17 protein-coding genes are annotated in these 16,629 nt (G+C 43.3%); 7 read left to right on the top strand and 10 right to left on the bottom strand.

Translation table 11 applies throughout. The features are described from left to right. Positions 1-126: 126 nt before the first annotated feature. From ACE1TF_RS00545 to ACE1TF_RS00520, 6 genes are all read right to left on the bottom strand, one after another. Complete coding sequence (locus tag ACE1TF_RS00545) at positions 127-798, bottom strand: response regulator (protein WP_375013443.1); 672 nt, start codon at positions 796-798, stop codon at positions 127-129. Next, entirely contained in the window at positions 773-2,362 is a 1,590-nt protein-coding gene (locus tag ACE1TF_RS00540) for a sensor histidine kinase (protein WP_375013441.1), read from the bottom strand. Before ACE1TF_RS00540 ends, ACE1TF_RS00545 begins: the two co-directional genes overlap by 26 nt. A 23-nt stretch (positions 2,363-2,385) precedes the next feature. Continuing rightward, entirely contained in the window at positions 2,386-2,997 is a 612-nt protein-coding gene (locus ACE1TF_RS00535; protein ID WP_375013439.1) for a CPBP family intramembrane glutamic endopeptidase, read from the bottom strand. A gap of 93 nt (positions 2,998-3,090) precedes the next feature. Beyond that, positions 3,091-3,648, bottom strand: coding sequence for a thiol-disulfide oxidoreductase ResA (resA, locus tag ACE1TF_RS00530; protein ID WP_375013437.1), 558 nt, complete (start codon positions 3,646-3,648; stop codon positions 3,091-3,093). Between the two features lie 353 nt (positions 3,649-4,001). After that, entirely contained in the window at positions 4,002-4,313 is a 312-nt protein-coding gene (locus ACE1TF_RS00525) for a DMT family transporter (protein ID WP_375013435.1), read from the bottom strand. A gap of 1 nt (position 4,314) precedes the next feature. Beyond that, positions 4,315-4,668 carry a DMT family transporter gene (locus tag ACE1TF_RS00520; protein ID WP_375013433.1) on the bottom strand — a complete coding sequence of 118 codons (354 nt, stop codon included), beginning with the start codon at positions 4,666-4,668 and terminating at the stop codon, positions 4,315-4,317. A 201-nt stretch (positions 4,669-4,869) separates the two neighbouring features. On the opposite strand from ACE1TF_RS00520, the gene ACE1TF_RS00515 reads away from it, so the two are divergent. Next, the gene (locus tag ACE1TF_RS00515) at positions 4,870-5,457 is read left to right on the top strand and encodes a cysteine hydrolase family protein (protein WP_375013431.1); all 588 of its coding nucleotides are present in this window, start codon (positions 4,870-4,872) and stop codon (positions 5,455-5,457) included. Positions 5,458-5,530: 73 nt separating this feature from the next. Here the strand turns inward: ACE1TF_RS00515 and ACE1TF_RS00510 are convergent, their stop codons facing one another. Further along, positions 5,531-7,576 carry a cation:proton antiporter gene (locus tag ACE1TF_RS00510; protein WP_375013429.1) on the bottom strand — a complete coding sequence of 682 codons (2,046 nt, stop codon included), beginning with the start codon at positions 7,574-7,576 and terminating at the stop codon, positions 5,531-5,533. Positions 7,577-7,891: 315 nt separating this feature from the next. On the opposite strand from ACE1TF_RS00510, the gene ACE1TF_RS00505 reads away from it, so the two are divergent. From ACE1TF_RS00505 to ACE1TF_RS00480, 6 genes are all read left to right on the top strand, one after another. Continuing rightward, positions 7,892-8,830 carry a metal ABC transporter solute-binding protein, Zn/Mn family gene (locus tag ACE1TF_RS00505; protein WP_375013426.1) on the top strand — a complete coding sequence of 313 codons (939 nt, stop codon included), beginning with the start codon at positions 7,892-7,894 and terminating at the stop codon, positions 8,828-8,830. A 23-nt stretch (positions 8,831-8,853) separates the two neighbouring features. Further along, entirely contained in the window at positions 8,854-9,606 is a 753-nt protein-coding gene (locus ACE1TF_RS00500) for a metal ABC transporter ATP-binding protein (protein WP_375013424.1), read from the top strand. Position 9,607: 1 nt separating this feature from the next. Continuing rightward, entirely contained in the window at positions 9,608-10,867 is a 1,260-nt protein-coding gene (locus ACE1TF_RS00495; protein WP_375014082.1) for a metal ABC transporter permease, read from the top strand. After that, on the top strand, positions 10,864-11,745 hold the full coding sequence (locus ACE1TF_RS00490) for a metal ABC transporter permease (protein WP_375013422.1): 882 nt from the start codon (positions 10,864-10,866) through the stop codon (positions 11,743-11,745). Before ACE1TF_RS00495 ends, ACE1TF_RS00490 begins: the two co-directional genes overlap by 4 nt. An 87-nt stretch (positions 11,746-11,832) precedes the next feature. Then, positions 11,833-12,663, top strand: a complete 831-nt coding sequence (locus ACE1TF_RS00485) for a polysaccharide deacetylase family protein (RefSeq protein ID WP_375013419.1) — start codon at positions 11,833-11,835, stop codon at positions 12,661-12,663. Between the two features lie 15 nt (positions 12,664-12,678). Next, positions 12,679-13,842 (top strand): serine hydrolase domain-containing protein, encoded by a 1,164-nt coding sequence (locus ACE1TF_RS00480; RefSeq protein ID WP_375013417.1) that lies wholly within the window; start codon positions 12,679-12,681, stop codon positions 13,840-13,842. Between the two features lie 48 nt (positions 13,843-13,890). Here the strand turns inward: ACE1TF_RS00480 and ACE1TF_RS00475 are convergent, their stop codons facing one another. The 3 genes from ACE1TF_RS00475 to ACE1TF_RS00465 all read right to left on the bottom strand — a co-directional run bounded on the left by ACE1TF_RS00475 (position 13,891) and on the right by ACE1TF_RS00465 (position 16,242). Further along, the gene (locus ACE1TF_RS00475) at positions 13,891-14,613 is read right to left on the bottom strand and encodes an amino acid ABC transporter ATP-binding protein (RefSeq protein WP_042403305.1); all 723 of its coding nucleotides are present in this window, start codon (positions 14,611-14,613) and stop codon (positions 13,891-13,893) included. After that, on the bottom strand, positions 14,610-15,266 hold the full coding sequence (locus tag ACE1TF_RS00470) for an amino acid ABC transporter permease (RefSeq protein ID WP_375013414.1): 657 nt from the start codon (positions 15,264-15,266) through the stop codon (positions 14,610-14,612). Before ACE1TF_RS00470 ends, ACE1TF_RS00475 begins: the two co-directional genes overlap by 4 nt. Positions 15,267-15,333: 67 nt before the next feature. After that, on the bottom strand, positions 15,334-16,242 hold the full coding sequence (locus ACE1TF_RS00465) for a transporter substrate-binding domain-containing protein (RefSeq protein WP_375013412.1): 909 nt from the start codon (positions 16,240-16,242) through the stop codon (positions 15,334-15,336). Positions 16,243-16,629: the final 387 nt, after the last annotated feature.

Raw genomic sequence — 16,629 nt, 5'->3', positions numbered from 1 at the left:
TGTTTATGAATATATCATTCATCATTTCCAGAAACAATATTTAGAATTTTTATTTCTTTTTATCCTTTTTGACCATCCTTTTTTTGTCGATAAAAAAGAGGAACCCAAAAACGGGTCCCTCCTCAGTTACACATGTACATATTTTCTTTCAGGCCGACCGATGACACCGTAATTCAACTGTGTTCGTGCATGACCTGAAGCGACCAAATGCTCTAAGTATCGACGGGCTGTCGTTCGAGAAATGCCGACCGCTTGGCACGTATCTTCAATCGTTACACCGTCAGCTATATGTTCTAATGATAGCTGAACTTTGTAGAGTGTGATGGAATCAATTCCTGATGGGAGTGACGGCTCTTCGTAGCCTCCACTACCGGAACTCGTCAAAAATCGGCTAACATCCGCTTCTGTAAATGCAGACGAGTGAAGAAACCAATCTCGGTGCTGTTTATATTGGCGAAGCGTTGACTCAAATCGTTCTTTCGACACCGGTTTTACGAGAAAGTCATACACACCAAAACGCTTCGCTATCAAAAGATCTTGTCGTTCATCAGAAGCAGAAATCACGATGATGTCCGTGTCAGGATATTCACTACGAATGTGCATCAAGAGATCTGTTCCCCGCTCATCAGGAAAATAAATATCTAACAAAATTAAATCGACATCGGCTGCTTTTAGACTTGAGCGTAGTTCTTTACCGTTAAGCGCTCGGCTAATTACCTGAAACCCTTCAACAGATGTTACGTAGGCTTCGTGAATCCCTGATACCCGAAAATCATCTTCGGCAATAATAACGTTCATGAGCCGGTTCCCCTTTCGTTTTTGGTAGGATAATGGATACACAAGCACCTCCAAGTTCTGAATTAGCAATTTCTAATGAACCGTTATATTCACGCAACGTTTTTTCAACATTGTATAAGCCATACCCTCTTTTGGATCCTTTTCGAGAATAACCTTGCTCTACAACGAGATGTTGCTCTTCACGTTCAATACCTACACCACTATCCTCAATTTCAATAATGATGTCATCCCCAACATCCGTCATAAAGATACCAATATTCTTTTGTTTTTCATCTTGCACAGCCTCGATTGCATTGTCAATCACATTGCCTAGCATGATCGTCATTGCGGAAATCGGGATATGCGTCGGTGATAGAGATGAGCGATCTTCGATAACCATATGAATGTTCTTCTCAGCCGCCTTTCCCATACTAGCAAGAAGAATGGCTTGAATGCCTGCATCTTCAATACGGTTTAACTTAGGTAAAAATTGATCGGTAACAATCGCTTCCTCTTGAACAAAACGAATCGCCTCATCATATTGTTCTAGTTGCAATAAACTCATAATGACATACAATTTATTTTTGAATTCATGAGTTTGAGCGCGCAGCCCGTCCGCATAACTTTTCATTTGATCCATCATCAGTTGAAGTTGTCTCATGTCTGTTTTATACCTGAAGCTACAGATCGCTCCAACTAACCGTTTATTCGTATACATCGGACGGAGATTCGCAATTAATGGGTAGCCGTTAAACGTCCGCTCTTCATCATATACGAAGTTCTCCTTTTGAATCACATCATGGAGACCGAGTGCTTCTGTAAGAAGGATTTCGTCTTCTTCGTGATGAAGAAGCAACCGCGCCGACGGATTAATGAGCGTAATCTTTTTATCGGTATTAATCGCAAGTATGCCCTCCTTCACGGATTCCAACATCGCTTCTCGTTCAGTAAACTTACTCGCAATCTCCACCGGCTCCATCCCTAACGTATCTTCTCGAATATTCCGAGCAAACAAAACGACACCCGTACCGAGTACCGCCAAACTGATCAACGCAACAATTCCTAATCGAAAAAACTTATCCGCAATCGAACTCATCAGCGTTTCCCGAGGATACTCAACGCTCACAGCACCAACCAACCGCTCCCCATTGTCAGCCATTTGTTGATAGACCGGGGCAATAATTTGGATGCTCATTTCATCCAATTCAGAATTATTCTGATAAGAACCGAACATAATGGTCCGGTCGTATACTTCATCTGGCAGCGAGGGCTGCGCATTCAGATCAAGTGAATGATACACATCATTCTTTTCGTCGTCCACAACAGAAACGATGGGTTGTTCAACTTGTAGTCGAATCCGGTCAATATGTCCTTCAAGCTCTTTTTCGTCTTGAATGGCTACCGCATCAGCGATTGCCGGCATATACCCAATGGTATTTGCGGTTTGTCTAGCTAATTGTTCATATTCACTTCTCGTATTATCAACCTCTATAGAAGCGAAAGCGATAATAAAAATAATAAATAAAAATGAAGACAGCAGTGTAAAAAAAACAAGCATACGTGTCCGGATTTTCATTTTTTTCATTCACATGTTGCCCCTCTCATCCATCATTCGGATTGAACATGACGATTGGCTGATGTTTTGCGTAAATGCCAGCCAAGAATTGTATTGTAAAGGGCATGGGCAATAACTGGGGCGAGCAAAGACCCTGTAAAATAAAATAAAAACGCTAGCCAAAACCCCATGACGAGGATTGTTAGATGCATGAAGGGCTCTCCTCGATATTGAGGGATATGTAATGCCATAAACAACAGGGCATTTAGAAGGAGCACAAGCCAGGCAGGAAACGTATCAAGAAACAAACCGACGAGTGCTCCCCGAAACAAAAACTCCTCAGCAAAGCCCGCACCCAAACCGACTGTTACGAGCCCTCCAGGCATTCGAATAATTCTTTCCAATATTCTCGTCATCTCATTGTCAGGTAATTCTGTCCCCGTTAACACGAGCACTCCGGTGACGACTAGCGCCATGACTAGTCCACTTACTACGCCAATTCCGATCACAAACAACAACGATTGGTTGTCGATGGTAAACAACTGAATGAGAAACGGCAACGTCTCACCCCATCGAAAAATAATCATGAGCACAAGGGCGGCCACAATCATTAGACCAAAACCTTGCCATATAGCAAAGAGCAGTTGCACATCAGATCTTTTCACATCGTCACCTCCAACAACTTTAACGCCAGGCGTTTTCTATACTGCGCTTAGTTCTTCGTTTAGATACGAGCCATAAAAGAAAGGCTGCACCTATTAGGAAGCAGCCGGATCAATCATTTCCATGAAATTTTCAACATGCTCTTGGCTCATGCCGCCTTCACGTTTTAGTACAACTTCCCCGTGTTCATCAATTAGGTATGTTGCTGGAAGTACGCCGACACCATATGCGCCTAACACGTCACGATGACTGTCCATAAGTATTGGGAAATTCAATTCATGACGATTCGCGAAACGGTCAATTTGTAGCTCACTCTCTCCTACATTCACCGCAAGAATTTCTACATCTTTATCTTTATAGTTTTGCCATTCTTCTTCCATATACGGCATCTCATCTTCACATGGTGGACAGAATGTGCCCCAGAAGTTCAAGAATACGCCTTGCCCTTCATAGTCAGCCAGCTCAACCCGCTCTCCATCCATGTTGACGAGCGAGAAGTTTGGTGCTTGATCCCCTTCACTCACTACACTAGCCTCTGCCATAAAAAAGTTGGTCACGAATACATACCCAATGGCAGCGACAATGGATAAGAGGATTGCGGTACGCATGAACATTCTACGTCGTTTACGTTTAACTCGATCTTGTTTGTCCATGGATTCACCTCTATCTTAAGTAAATATCACGATACAGATAGCATCTCATATTCTCAGAATAATAATCAAGTCACAGCAATCTTTGTAACGAATTGTTTACATTTTACTAGGATCACACACGAATTTCTACTGAAACATCCCCATGTAGGTCATGTGATGGCCCCGTTCTTAACCTCTAATAATTTATAGAAAAGAAACCTACACTTGATCACCTCCACTCTCTTTGATTAATCCCAGCAATCACTTGCCAACCTAAACGAGACTATTTCACGCTTAAAAGCAGGTATGAGCAGGTGATGGCTGCTTTTACAGTACATCTAAAAAACTCAAATCCCCTTTTATTGTTGTAGTAACTAAGATAACAATTTTAATCCGACAGCTGAGGCTAGAATTAATGAAATGGCAAAGATGCGCTTCACGTCTTTACTTTCATTAAACAAAATCATCCCGAGAACGGCTGAACCTGCTGTCCCAATGCCCGTCCAAACACCGTATGCGGTTCCCATTGAAATATCATTCATTGCATACGTTAACAGTGCAAAACTAATCCCGAAAAATAAAACTACATAACCAATCGCATGCCATTGTTTCATGGCCACCTTTTTTAAATTGATTACCCCAACGACTTCAAATAATCCAGCAATGACGAGGGCTGTCCAATACATTTTACGTGGCCTCCTTTATCACTTCTGATTTCTTTTCTTGGTCATCACTTAACAACTTCAATGAAATAACACCGGTTAATAGCGTACCGATTAAAAGAATTTTCAACGCACTGAAGGGTTCTCCGAAAAAGAGAATTTCAACGATAACCGTTCCTGCAGTTCCAATACCCGCAAATACGGCATAGACCGTCCCAATTGGCAGTTCCCTCGTCGCTAAAATAACGAATGTAAAACTAATGCCTATTGCAACGATAGTTAAGATCCATTGCCATAAGGCTGTAGAATAATTTAGTCCCGCAACCCAAAAAATCTCCAATAAACCTGCGAGTAATACGAGCAGCCAATTACGATTCATTGATGATCACTCCAAACATGCGATTACTAACTAACGTTAGTTAGTATAAGTAAAACACGCTTTGAAAATGGCGTCAATGGTAACCATCGGAAATTTCCGTTTGACTCGTGCCATTTACACCACCGCTTCGATGCGTGATATCGCCCATTCATATATAATGTAAGAAAAGACGATGGAACAAAAGAAAGGAAGGTAATCATCATGACTACAGCGCTACTCGTCATTGACTACACGAATGATTTTGTAGCTGACGATGGAAAGTTAACGTGCGGAGAACCAGGACAAAGGATTGAACAGCGGATTATGGAATTGATAAAACAATTTCATGACACGCGCACTTCAATTGTATTTGCTGTCGATGTGCATGCAGAAAACGATCCGTATCACCCAGAAACAAAACTCTTTCCAGCTCATAATATTGCAGGCACTAATGGACGCGAGCAGTTCAATAGCATTCAACACTTTTTAGATGGATTCAAAGAAAAATTGCCGGAACACATTCGCATGATGGACAAAACGCGCTATAGTGCGTTTGCTGGAACCGACCTCGCCATTCGCTTGCGAGAACGTAACATCTCTACAGTTCACCTGACCGGTGTATGCACTGACATTTGCATCTTGCACACAGCTGTTGATGCTTTCAATTTAGGGTTTTCCATTATCGTTCATGCTGATGCTGTTCAAAGCTTTAATCAACAAGGGCATCATTTCGCACTCCAACATTTTAAAAACTGCCTCGGTGCTGAAGTTGTCGAATCGTCAAACGTGCACAAAATTGGCCAACAGTAGACAACTTTCTTTTCCACAATAAACGGGGAATGTGGCATCATGCACACTCCCCCCCCCCCTTTTTGTGAACGGCTCATTCGTCCTCTAGTTCTTCTCCTTCTCGAAGTACAACCATCTCGTTGTAAAGCAAACGCTCTCGCAATTCATGCGCTTCTCGGATCGCTAAGTGACCCGCTTGGATTTGCTCATCTATAAACACCCTTCCTTGCTGGATGCCTGCTAAATGAATGCGTTTGATTTCTTTTACATCTTCTTCTCCTTGTTCCGGCGGTGCATACAGTACGTGCAGATGTTGGTGCTGTTCTTCTTTTACATACATCACTTCTCGTCGGTTGTGTGACGTCTCTTCATTTGTCAGCCTGTTCATTACGTTCGGATGAATCACATCTTCGATTTTCTTCAATTGCCTAATCTCATGAGTAGCTCCTACGTGACCACGGGTAAACTGCCGTGATTTAAGCAGACCTAATTTCACGTTGAACCAATATCGTTTTAGTACCGACATGCGGATGTAAGAATCGACCTTACTTCGATACGCCGAATAAATTTGCGCGGTTCGTTTCTCCACCGTCCGTTCGTCAATGAGTACTTTTAATGTGGTTCTTTCAATATCTTTGACAAGATCTCGCAACCGGTTGATCTCCTGCCGAGAATGACCAAGCTCGACCCCTCGCTCCACATAAATTAATTGCTTTTTAAATCGAGCAATGACCGTATGATATAACAACATATCCGTCGTCGTTACCTTTTTCTCTAGTGATGTCACGATTGCTTCTATCATGTGTGCATGAGCTTCATTCACTGACCATGAGCGCTGCTTATTCCCCTTCTCTCTTTTACCCATCATCGGTAAAAAGATCGTCGCTGCAATCATCGAAATTAACACGACGCCCGCTGCAATAAACAGTACAGTATCCCGCAATGGAAAAGCAGTTCCATCATTTAACTGATCTGGGATTAACAGCGCTGTTGCCAAGGTGATTGTACCGTGTATGCCACAGACTGCTGCAAACAATGCATAATAACTTCTGGAGAACTCAGAGCTGTCGTTGCCTTTTGATTGCTGACGTTCTTCAATAAATAACAGAGACTGTGTAGGTGAACCTGAGAATAATGGATGCCATACGTACACCCATACGTACCGAATGATGAATAAAGCGATGGCAATACACACGGTTAATAACGTAATCCAGCCGAGTGGGTATTCCTCACTTGCTGTTAGCCCTTGCCATACTTCTGGTAGTAAAAATCCGAGCAGTACGAAAACGAAACCATTTAATAAATAACCGACAATCGACCACGTATTGTTGGCAACCACTTGCATTTGCATCGATGTTTGTTGGAGTTTATCCCGTTCAATGCCATACACCACACTGGCAGTGACGACTGCAAGAATTCCCGAAACGTGAACAGCCTCTGCTAGAAAATAGATGACAAATGGTGTGAACAATTGAATGGAAACTAACGAATACACATCTTCAAACCCAAATGTGCGTAACATGATGCGAATCTGAACGATAATTAGCGCCCCTAAAAAACCGACGAGCGCTCCTCCTAACGCAACAAAAACGAAGTTTGAAGAGCCTTCCCAAATTGAGAACACTCCTGTAATCGTTGCCGCTAAAGCGATTTTAAATGATACAATCCCCGCAGCGTCGTTTATGAGCGACTCCCCTTCTAGAATGGTCATTAACCCTTTTGGCAGTTTCATTCCTTTTGTAATCGACCGCACTGCGACCGCATCTGTCGGTGATAAAACTGCGGCGAGGGCAAACGCAACACCTAAAGCCATTTCTGGGATCAACATATGAATAATGAACCCAAGACCTGCAACGGTTATAAACACAAGACCAAAAGCCATGAGTAAAATGGGCCAACGATACGTCCAAAAAGCCGTTCTTGAAGCGTGATACCCATCAAAGAATAGAATTGGTCCAATGACTGCCATCAAAAATAATTCCGGTTCAAATTCAAATGTTAAACCAGGAAGTAGCACCCCTAAAACAGTCCCTAAAAAAACTTGAAATAATGCCGCGGGAATTTTTGAAAACTGCCGGTGCAAGATTGTGCCAACGACAACAAGAATTAATAACATGAGAATTGATATGAATACGTGCATAACGTTCCCTCCACTACCTAACCATTGTTGCCAGTTCCAACCTTTTCCATGCAAACCAATCTGTCACCATGAGAAAAATAACAACAAAGCCTATTGTCAGAATGATTTTCTAGGTAAAAGAACGTCTGCCATGCCCCGCCCATACACTAGGTTTATGCCTGCGTATGAGCTCATTCGAATTTCTATTTTTGGATTGACATTTATACATGTGAAGTGTAGGATTACGTTATAAGTTGCACTAAGGCAACTTTCATAGCTTAAGTAAATTTGTTTGTCCTAATCAAATATTTATATAGAACTTGAGGAGTGAGAGAAATGAAAAAGAAAATGATGATGTTTGGAACAGGAATTGCATTGGTTGCCCTTACGGCCTGTGGTACAGAAGAAACGGAGGGAGATGCTTCCTCTTCAGGTGATGACCCGATCCAGGTCGTTTCGACGATCGGGCAGCTTGATGACGCGGTTACGAATATCGGAGGTGACCTCGTCGATAACCATGCACTAATGGGCCCTGGAATTGACCCACACATGTACAACGCGTCTCAAGGCGACGTTCAGCTTCTCGACGATGCGGATATTGTTTTTTATAATGGACTAAATTTAGAAGCGAATATGGAAGATATTTTGGAACAAATGGGTCAAGGTAAGCCCGTTTACGCTGTCGGTAACAATGTTCCAGAGGACATGATCAAAGCAGATGAAGAAGAGCAAAACATGCCTGACCCACACATTTGGTTTGATATTGACTTGTGGTCTTACGCTGTAGAAGAAGTCCGCGATGGCTTAATCGAGCTAGACCCTGATAACGAAGACGTCTATACTGAAAATGCAGAAACCTACTTGAGTGAGTTAACCGAAGTTCAAGAATGGGCATATAGTGAAATTGAACAAATCGAGCAAGACCAACGCGTACTCGTGACCGCCCACGACGCATTTCAATATTTTGGTGATGCCTTTGACTTTGATGTATTAGGTCTTCAAGGGATTTCAACTGAAGCTGAATACGGACTAAGCGACGTTCAACGCATCATTGATGAAATGATTGAGCGTGACATTACGGCGGTATTTGGTGAAACAAGTGTATCTGACAGTGCCATTGAAGCTGTGATTCAAGGAGCTGGGCAACAAGGACATGATGTTGAGCACGGCGGTGAACTTTATTCCGATGCTATGGGTGAAGAAGGAACAGAGGAAGGAACGTACATTGGTATGTACCGTGCGAACGTTTCACAAGTGGTAGACGCCTTGAAATAATAAGGACAGATAGGAGTATTTTTATGTACCCGGTATCCGCAAGCAACATCACCGTGGCTTATCACCGAAAGCCTGTGCTTCAAAACGTCAGTTTTGAAGCACCAGAGGGAAACTTGATAGGAATTGTTGGTCCAAACGGTGCCGGAAAATCGACACTGATTAAAAGCATTTTAGGTCTCGTGCCAAAAGCTTCCGGAAACGTGACGATTTTTAATCAACCGTACAAAAAACAGCGGCAATTAATTGGCTATGTCCCACAACGCGGCTCTGTCGACTGGGATTTCCCGACAAATGCTTTGGACGTTGTTCTGATGGGGCGATATGGAAAGATTGGGATGTTTAAGCGACCGAAAAAAACCGATATTAACAAAGCGATGCATTGCCTAGAACAAGTCGGGATGGAGCGATATGCCGACCGCCAAATTAGTCAATTGTCAGGTGGGCAACAACAGCGGGTATTTCTCGCAAGGGCACTCGCTCAAGACGCTTCTGTCTACTTCATGGATGAACCGTTCGTCGGTGTTGATGCAGCGACAGAGCGAGCGATTATTACATTATTAACCTCATTAAAAGCACAAGGTAAAACAGTTCTCGTCGTTCATCATGACTTGCAAACGGTCGAAGACTATTTTGATTGGGTGATGTTACTCAACATCCGCAAAATTGCATTCGGACCGACGGGTGACGTCTTTACGAAAGATAATTTACAAAAAACGTACGGTGGGCGCCTCTCCTTTTTAGACCAAGATCAAAAGGGAGTGAGCCCCCTTGCTTGATGTGTTATTACAGCCCAATACCCAGTGGGTACTTCTCGGTACGATGCTGCTCGGTATGACGAGCGGCGTGCTCGGAAGCTTTGCCTTACTTCGCAGGCAAAGCCTGATTGGAGACGCCATGAGCCATGCCGCGCTACCCGGCATTTGTATCGCGTTTATCATTGTGGGCTCTAAAGAGATGATTTTCTTAGTACTCGGAGCCGGAATCACCGCCTATTTTGGCACTTTTTTGATTCAGACGTTCGTGAAACATTCACGCATAAAGACAGACACAGCAATTGGTCTCGTCTTGTCGGTATTTTTTGGAATCGGCATCGTGCTTTTAACGATTATAAATCGAAGCGCCGGTGGCAACCAGGCCGGTTTAAATGAATTCATTTTCGGTCAAGCAGCCGCCATGGTACGCAGTGATGTGTATATATTTACAGGCGCTGCCATCCTATTACTTGCCACTACTTTTCTTTTGTTTAAAGAACTGAAGTTAATTACCTTTGACCGGGAATTTGCTGAAGGTCTCGGTCTTCCTGCAACGCTAATTAACGGAATTCTCATGACGATGATCACCGCTTCGGTCGTTATTGGTCTTCAAGCTGTAGGTGTTGTGCTCATGGCAGCCATGCTCATTGCACCGGCGATAACTGCTCGCTACTGGACGAACCGCTTAAGCGTGATGATTATCCTCTCCGGCATTTTAGGAGGATTCTCAGGAATTATTGGCACACTTGTTAGCACGCAGATTTCTGGAATGCCAACAGGACCGCTCATTATCGTCTCGGCTTGTTTACTGTTCTTCCTCTCACTATTTATCGCGCCTAAAAAGGGCCTCATCACAAAAGCGATTCACTTATACCACTTGAAGAAACAAACATCTGAAGCGCAAGTGATGCAAAGTTTATATGAACTTTACGAGGAGGAACCGCGCGCCTTTACGTCGGAAGAAATTCAACACGCCAGGCCGTTAACCCCAATCATGTTTCGACGGACAATTAACACATTAATACGAAGACAATGGATTACGACTAAACACGATAACAGCTACCAATTGACGAGCAGTGGACAAAAGAATGGATATCGAATCACATTGAACAATCGCTACTTGCAACTGTACTCCATGTATGAGCTGCAGTTTGCTCACTTACCGATGGAGAAAATGAATTGGAACTTCTTATCCCTACCGAAAGAAGACCTTCAACCTTTCGATGAACTGCTCAAAGAACACGACATGGAACCCTTGTTAGAGAAGGGAGGCGGTCATCGATGAGTTATGCCGCTTGGATTATTATGACTGCTTCTCTTGTCGGGATTACGTGTAGCATAATTGGCGTGCTTTTGGTCCTTCGCAGAATGGCAATGATCTCTGACGCCATTAGCCATACCGTACTTCTTGGCCTCGTCTCCGCGTATTTGGTCACAAACTCGTTAGACGGCCTTGCCATGTTCATTGGCGCTGCGATTACTGGGGTGCTAACTGCCGTCTTCATTCAATTGTTGAATTCAGCAGGCGTGCAAGCAGACGCGTCGATTGGCATTGTGTTTACCTTTTTATTCGCCATTGGTGTCATTCTTGTTTCCATGTTTGCTCGAGATGTTCACATTGATACAGAGCATGCAATTATGGGAGAGCTTGCCTTTATTCCGTGGACGACAGTGGAATGGTTTGGGCTGCCGCCCATCCCGCAAGCCGTTTGGGTCATTGGCATCGTTCTTGTCATTAACATCGTGATCTTGGTGTTATTGTACAAAGAATTTAAATTAAGTTCCTTTGACCCAGAGCTTGCTGCTGCGCTTGGATTGCCCGTCGTCTTCCTTCATTATGTCCTCATGGGAATGACTTCAATTACCGCTGTCGCAGCTTTTGATGCTGTTGGAGCCATACTTGTCGTCGCCATGATTATCGCCCCTCCTGCAACGGCTTATCTTTTGACTGAGCGGTTATGGATGATGTTTGTATTGAGTGCGGTATTCGGTGTTATTTCTGCTGTGGCAGGATACTATACCGCCGCTTGGCTCGATGCTTCCATCTCTGGCATGATGGCTACAATGACTGGCATTTTGTTCATACTCGCCTTTTTGTTCTCTCCAACACACGGCATTATCGCAAAAAGAATCAACAACCGACGTATTCGCCCTGAGTCATAAGCTCAGGGCGTTTTACTGTCATTTTGTTTTGAAGGATCCCGTGATATGATTATTTATAAACCTACATACTAGATGAGGGGCAAAGAAATGATAAAACATGCATTCATTTTCGTTTTGTGCTCGTTCATGCTCTTTGGATGTGCCCAAACCTCATCCATACATATTGATCGTGCGTCATTGCAGGAAAAGCCAATCGCTATGCCTGAGAAGTCGTTTACGAATCATCAAGCCTTTGTAGAAGAACGTTCCCCAACGGAATGGGGAGAACAAGTGACCGGTGTGATGACACGTTTAGACACGAACGACCCAGTAGTTGCCCTCACGTTTGATTTGTGTGGCGGCCCACACGGGAAAGAGTTGGATGAAGAACTGTTAGACTATCTCATCAGAGAAAACATCCATGCAACTCTTTTTGTGAACTATCGATGGATTCAAGACAATAAAGAACAATTTCTAGCGCTCAATGATAATCCTCTATTTCAAATTGAGAATCACGGTACTGAACATCGCCCCCTTTCCGTAAGTGGACAAGCCGCTTGGGGAATAGAAGGTACGAATAATGCTGATGAGGTTGTTGCAGAAGTGATGACGAATCAAGAAGAAATCGAACGTCTCACAAGCGAGACCCCTACGATGTTTCGCTCTGGAACTGCGTACTATGATGACGTCAGCGTGGAAATCGTCGAAAGTTTAGGTCTCCAAGTGGTGAATTTCGATATTGCTGGAGATGCAGGAGCCACATTTTCTGCCGACCAAATTGAACATGCACTCCTACAATCACAACCGGGAAGCATTGTGCTACTGCATTTAAATCAACCTGACAGTGACGTAGCAGAAGGTGTGATGCGCTCACTTCCACAGCTTGAAGGTCGCGGACTCACTTTTGTCCACCTTGATGACTACACATTAACTTCATAAGAAAGGAACATCGGTATGAACATAAGAAAAGCTTTGGCAACACTCGCTGCAGGTGCAAGCGTGGCTATTGTGGGTTATAAAGCCATTCAAAATTGGAAAGCTGCCACGCTTTTTTCTGAGCACTCACGAATTGAACGATTTCAACATATGAACGAAGTGATGCCATCTAACCTTGTAAAGACATCAGAAACACCGAGTCAAGCTTTTGAGAACGCTACCACTCAAGTTAATAAAAGCTATCTGTATAAAGGCAAAGAACAAACCCTCGATCATTTCTTGAACAAAACGACAACGACCGGCTTTATCGTCATAAAAGATAATCAAATCTTGCTCGAAGAATATTTGCACGGCAGCGACGAGCATACCCGCTTTACGTCGTGGAGCGTTGCAAAATCAATGGTTTCAGCACTGATCGGCATTGCCGTTGACGAGGGGAAAATTCAGAGCATTCAAGATCCAGTCGATCAGTATGTGCCTGAACTTGCAAACAGCGCTTATCGAAACGTTCCGATTGAACATGTGCTTTTAATGGCTTCGGGAGTGCGATTTAATGAAGACTACAGCCATCCGTTGTCAGATATCCGCAAGCTCTTTTATTCGACGCTCGTATTCAACCAGTCCATTGACAATTATGTTCAGAGTCTTAGTAGCAACCGGCTATCTGGCACGATGTATCGTTATGCTAGTGTCGATACCCAAGTACTCGGCATGGTGCTCCGAGAAGCAACGGGTGTACAGCCTTCAGAATATTTCTCTCAGAAGATATGGAAGAAAATAGACGCTGAGCGAGATGGGTATTGGAATACCGATCGCAAAGGCAATGATCTCTCTTTTTGTGGCTTCAGTGCGACACTTAGAGACTATGCCCGTTTCGGGCAGTTGTATTTGCAACAAGGAAAGTGGAATGAAGAACAAATTATTCCTGCCGATTGGGTTTCTGCTTCTACACAAATCGGTGACACTTCTCTTCGCAAACAACCGTCGCTCGGATACCAATATCAATGGTGGATTCCTCATCAAGAGAACAAAGATTATCTTGCGATGGGTGTATGGGGGCAATTTATATACGTTCACCCAGAAAAACAGACGGTAATTGTGAAGACGAGTGTGGATCCTGATTTTGAGAAACACGAAAAAGAAACGATCGAAGTGTTTCGGCATCTCGCTGAAAATATTTAACCAAGACAAAAACGAGCACAAGGTCATTAAAACCTTGCGCTCGTTTTATTATAAGATTTTACTTAAAAACGATTGTGTACGTTCATGTGACGTATGATCAAACACTTCACTTGGCGTACCTTCTTCAAGGATTAAACCTTCGTCCATGAAAAACACACGATCCCCTACTTCTTTTGCAAAGCCCATTTCGTGGGTAACAACGACCATCGTCATCCCTTCGTTTGCAAGGTCTTTCATCACTTGCAACACATCACCGACAAGCTCAGGATCAAGTGCTGACGTTGGTTCATCGAAGAGCATAATTTTAGGATTCATTGCGAGTGCCCGCGCAATCGCAACCCGTTGCTTTTGCCCACCTGAAAGGCTGGATGGATACGCCGATGCTTTATCCTCTAGGCCGACCTTTTTCAAAAGCTCCATCCCTCTTTGATTTTGGTTTTCGCCTTTTGCCTTTTTTAACTTGGTTGGGGCTAACATAATGTTTTCCATGACCGATTTGTGAGGAAACAAATTAAAATGTTGAAACACCATCCCGACGTCTTGACGAACGATGTTAATATTCACTTCCCGATTGGCAATGTTTGTGCCATCAATGATGACTTCTCCAGCTGTAATATCTTCCAAACGATTCAAGCAACGAAGAAATGTACTTTTCCCCGAACCCGACGGCCCAATAACACAAACGACTTCTTGTGCATCAATCTCGGTCGTTATGCCCTTTAAGACTTCATTGTCTCCAAAGGATTTATGTAAGTCGTTCACTTTGATCATGATTTATCGAGCCTCCGTTCAGTGTAACGCAATAAAATAGATGCAGGTATAGTTATCATGAGATAGAAAATACACACCATGAAATAGGTTTCAAACATGTTAAACGATATACTCGCAAATTGCCGGCCTTGATACATAAGTTCTGCAACCGCAATCGTTGATAGTAGCGACGTATCTTTAAGACTAATCACAAATTGATTTCCAAATGGTGGAATCATGACTCTTACAGCTTGTGGCCAAATAATGTAGCGCATCGTTTGTCTACCATTAAGCCCGAGGGATCTCCCGGCTTCCATTTGCCCTTTATCGATGGACTGCACACCACCACGAACAATTTCAGCGATATACGCCCCTGAATTAATCGCGATGACGGCAACCCCAGTAAATAACGGGTCAAAATTGTAATTAAACAATGCAGGAATACCGAAGTGAACGAATAAGATCTGTGCGAGGATAGGCGTTCCACGGATAAGTTCTATGTACGTAATGGCCATCCATCGAACCACTTTGAATCTCGCAATACTCATGAGGCCAAACATTGAACCTATAATACAACCAATTGCCACACCGACAAATGTGATAATGACGGTATACCATAAGCCTTGAGCAAGGTAAGGCATCACTTGAATAAATGCATCTGGATTTAAATTCATGACTGGCTCCTTCCAAAAAGAGAATGAAACTGCTCATACAATGGCTGTATGAGCAGAACCTGAATGATTATGTGCCCATCGGGCGCTCACCGAAATAGTCTTCATAAATATCATCATAGGTTCCATTCTCCATGAGCACTTCCAGTGCATGATTAATCGGATCAACGAGCTCATGACCTTGTGGCATGCCGATTCCATAATCATCAGCTAAAAGTGTATCACCCACGGTTACAAGCTGACCTTGTGCTTGTTCCTCAACATAATACAATACGTTTGGTTCATCGTAGAGCACAGCATCAGAGTGTCCTTGGATAACGTTCTGATAGGCTTCAACAACATCTGGTAACGCTTGAATGCTCGCATTCTCAAGGTTTTCATCGAGATAATCGTGAGAAGTCGATCCTTGGTTAGTGGCAATTGTAATCCCGTCTTGATCCAATTCTTCTAACGATCCCCATTCACCTTCGTTATCCGCAGCGACCGCAACGATAATCCCTGCATCTAAGTAGTATGGATCAGAAAAATCAATCGTGTCTTGACGTTCTTCAGTAATGCTCATCGCATTAATGGATGCATCATATACGCCAGACTGGATGCCAGCGAGAGCTCCTTGGAATTCCATCGTTTCAAAGTTCACTTCAATTCCCATTTCATCTGCGAGTGCTGTCATCAGCTCAATATCAAATCCTGATAGTTCATTTGTATCAAGATCCATAAACGCGAAAGGAACGAAGTTGTTATCTGTAGCGACCGTAAACGTTTCGCCTGCTACGTCAGCATACGCGTCATCATCGCCACCAGCTGCTGCATCATCGTCACCTTCGGCGTCTTCATCACCATCTTCATCTTCCACTTCTTCCGTATCTCCGTTTGTGTCATCTACCTCTTCATCCGCTCCAGTATCGTCATCACCACATGCGGCTAACGCGAGCATAGATGCTCCTAAAACACCTGTAAGTAACAAATTCTTCTTCATCTTTTCTCTTCTCCCCCTAATAAATCTAAAAATTAGTAATAGGAAAATCTACCTTAGTGTATCATAACTACGGAAAAACACAAAAAATGTTATGCACATTCAGAACATTTCACGTATTCATGACAGGAAATCTCACACGTTATTTGAGGGGGATACAGCCTCACAGCCATCCGCCTCAAAACGTAAACCTTCCAAACCGCAAATTGTGGAAGCGAACTATTCGTTGAAGATGGGAGTCGGTCTTAAAAAATAAAGGGCCTAAGAAAAACCGAGGCCTTCTCCGCAGGTGCTCTCTCTTTAGGGTGGTTGCTTGAGTGTTTTGGAAGCGATCTATACATGTTGAATGAAATAAATTTACTGCGCGTTATGGTCGAGATTGAATTAAAT

The sequence above is a fragment of the Geomicrobium sp. JSM 1781026 genome (genome assembly GCF_041949955.1).
GTDB lineage: Bacteria > Bacillota > Bacilli > Bacillales > Marinococcaceae > Geomicrobium_A.
This window is presented reverse-complemented; position numbering and strand designations above follow the sequence as displayed.